Genomic DNA, 2,374 nt, shown 5'->3' on the forward strand with positions numbered 1-2,374 from the left:
GCCAGCGCGCCGCGCAGATCCGAAAGCAACCGCGCATCCCCCGCCAGCGCCGCCACCGCGTCATGGCGCGCCGCGATCAGCGCCAGATCGCGCGACGGTGCGCTGATCCGGCGTTCCAGCAGGCGCGCGCCCGGCGCGGTCACGGTGCGGTCGATGGCCGCCAGCAGCGATCCGTCGCGCCCGCCAGACAGGGCCTGGGTCAGCTCCAGATTGCGCCGGGTCGCGGCGTCGATCTGCATCGCACCGCCTGCGCGTTCGCGCATCGGCGGGCGCATCAGCGGCAAGCGGCCCTTCTGCGTCATGTCCAGATAATCGACGATGGCGCCCATCGCGGCCAGTTCGGCGCGCGTGAAGCTGCCGAACCCGTCCAGCGTCTCGACGCCGTACAGCGCACACAGCCGCCGCGTGCCCGCATTGCTGTCGAACGCGCTGGCGTGCAGGTCGGTCATCACCGCGCCCGCATCGCCGATCAGCTCCTCCAGCCCGGTGTCGCAGGCCAGGACCTCGCGCGGGGCCAGCCGCGCCAGTTCGGGGGCCAGACGCGGCAGGGGGCAATCCATCACCGAAAACGCGCCGGTCGAGATATCGACCCAAGCCAGCGCGCCCTCCTCGCGGACCACCACGAATGCCGCCAGGTAATTGTGGCGCCGCGCCTCCAGCAGCGATTCCTCGGTCAGGGTGCCCGGCGTCACCAGCCGCACCACGTCGCGCGCCACGACCGATTTCGACCCGCGCTTCTTGGCCTCCGCCGGGTCCTCCATCTGTTCGGCGATGGCCACGCGGAAACCCTTGCGGATCAGCGTCAGCAGATAGCCCTCGGCCGCATGGACGGGCACGCCACACATCGGGATGGGCTCACCCGCATGGGTGCCGCGTTTGGTCAGCGCGATGTCCAGCGCGGCGGCAGCGGCGACCGCGTCGTCGAAGAACATCTCGTAGAAATCGCCCATGCGATAGAACAGCAGCGCGCCGGGATTGGCCTCCCGGATCGCAAGATACTGCGCCATCATCGGCGTGGGCTGATCAGACATGTCCTTGGTCATGGGCGGTTTCTATCCGCTTGCGCGGGCGCGCGAAACCTCTACATTCGGGATCACCTCGGGGTGCCCCATGCGGGCTGAGACGCGACAGCGGACCCGTTGAACCTGATCCGGCTCACACCGGCGGAGGGAAGGTGCGCACCCCCTTCTTTTCGATCACCCGACAAGAGAGGCTGCCGATGAAATCCGTCCTGATCCCCGCTTTGCTGCTGGCCACCCCCGCCCTAGCCCAGGATCGCGTCCTGACCGTCTATGCCGGCGACAGCGTCACCAGCGAATGGGGCCCCGGCCCCGCCATCGAGGAGGGGTTCGAGGCGATCTGCGATTGCGACCTGCAATTCGTGACCGGCGACGTGCTGCCCCGCATCCTGATGGAGGGGGCGGGCACCCAAGCCGACATCGTCTTCGGCCTGAACACCGACATGACCGCGCGTGCCCGCGCATCGGGTCTGTTCGCGCCGCATGGGCAGGACACGTCCGACCTGTCGCTGCCCATCGCATGGGAGGACGACATCTTCCTGCCCTACAACTGGGGCGAGACGGCCTTCGTCTATGACAGCACCCGGCTGGAGAACCCGCCCGCCAGCTTTGCCGAACTGCTGGAGGCCGAGGACATCAGCATCGTCATCCAGGATCCGCGCAGTTCTGTGTCGGGTCTGGCGATGCTGCTCTGGGTCAAGTCGGTCTATGGCGATCAGGCGGGCGAGGCCTGGGCGAAGCTGGCGCCCAAGGTGCTGACCGTCACCCGCGGCTGGTCCGAATCCTACGGCCTGTTCACGGATGGCGAGGCGGACATGGTCCTGTCCTACACCACCTCGCCCGCCTATCACATCGCCGCCGAGGAGGACGACACCAAGCGCGCCGCGATCTTCCCCGAGGGGCATTACTTCATGGCCGAACTGGTGGCGCAGGTCGCGGGCACCGATCAGCCCGAACTGGCGCAAGCCTTCATGGACTGGGTGCTGACCCCCGATTTCCAGGCGACGATCCCGCTGGCCAACTGGTCCCTGCCCGCGAAACTGCCCCAGGCCGACTGGCCGCAGGTGATGCGCGACCTGCCCCGCCCGGAAAAGACCCTGTTCCTGTCCGAGGACGAGGCCGATGCCCTGCGCGCCCCCGCCCTGGACGAATGGCAGCGGGCCTTCCGCTGAGCATCGGCCACGCCATCGCGGGCGCGCTGGCCGCGCTGATCCTGGGCACGCTGGCGGCGGTGGTCTGGGTCGCGGGCGGGCTGTCGGGCCTGACCGAATGGGACCTGCGCGCGGTCTGGTTCACCCTGTGGCAGGCCGCGCTGTCCGCGACCCTGTCGGCGGCGCTGGCCGTGCCGGTGGCGC

Annotated in this window: 2 protein-coding genes, 1 pseudogene and 1 riboswitch; of the genes and pseudogenes, 2 read left to right on the forward strand and 1 reads right to left on the reverse strand. The window is 69.1% G+C overall.

The window, feature by feature from the left end; translation table 11 throughout:
• On the reverse strand, positions 1–1,031 hold a 1,031-nt coding region (locus tag FHD68_RS18325), incomplete at its 3' end, for a MutS family DNA mismatch repair protein (protein ID WP_482811975.1).
• Between the two features lie 58 nt (positions 1,032–1,089).
• Positions 1,090–1,189: riboswitch (TPP riboswitch) on the forward strand.
• A gap of 30 nt (positions 1,190–1,219) precedes the next feature.
• On the opposite strand from FHD68_RS18325, the gene FHD68_RS18330 reads away from it, so the two are divergent.
• Together FHD68_RS18330 and FHD68_RS18335 are read left to right on the forward strand one after the other, a co-directional pair.
• Positions 1,220–2,191 (forward strand): thiamine ABC transporter substrate-binding protein, encoded by a 972-nt coding sequence (locus FHD68_RS18330; RefSeq protein ID WP_127897488.1) that lies wholly within the window; start codon positions 1,220–1,222, stop codon positions 2,189–2,191.
• Positions 2,170–2,374: pseudogene (locus FHD68_RS18335) on the forward strand (thiamine/thiamine pyrophosphate ABC transporter permease ThiP); the annotation flags it as partial. The gene FHD68_RS18330 and the pseudogene FHD68_RS18335, both read left to right, overlap by 22 nt.

Source organism: Paracoccus marcusii (assembly GCF_006151785.1).
Classification (GTDB): domain Bacteria; phylum Pseudomonadota; class Alphaproteobacteria; order Rhodobacterales; family Rhodobacteraceae; genus Paracoccus; species Paracoccus marcusii.